Here is a 413-nt window from a genome sequence, read left to right on the forward strand (position 1 = left end):
TTGGTAGCAATGTCGATGGGAGCAATTGTCCCGTCAAGAATCTGTGTTGTAGTAATTCCACCTGTTGGAACCGCAAGGTCCGTGATGTTTCCATCTCCTGTAATAGTGGTTCCATCGGCTGAAACTGAACCAGCAGCAGGAACGGCCCATACTACGTCCCCTGCACCATCGGTGGTCAATACCTGTCCGGTAGCACCTTGCTCAATTTTAGCTGGAGTTACGTTATTGTCGGAAATATCCGCTGTTGCTATAGTGCCATCCAAAATCTGTACTGTAGTGATTCCACCTGTCGGAACTGAAAGGTCCGAGATGTTTCCATCTCCTGTAATAGTGGTTCCATCGGCAGAAACTGAACCAGCAGCAGGAACGGCCCATACTACGTCCCCTGCGCCATCAGTAGTCAATACTTGTCC

1 pseudogene is annotated in these 413 nt (G+C 49.4%); it reads right to left on the minus strand.

The window, feature by feature from the left end:
• Nucleotides 1-413 (minus strand): annotated as a pseudogene (locus MWU84_RS24140) (hypothetical protein); the annotation flags it as partial.

Origin of the sequence: Arenibacter sp. F20364 (assembly GCF_023015905.1) — a bacterium.
GTDB lineage: Bacteria > Bacteroidota > Bacteroidia > Flavobacteriales > Flavobacteriaceae > Arenibacter.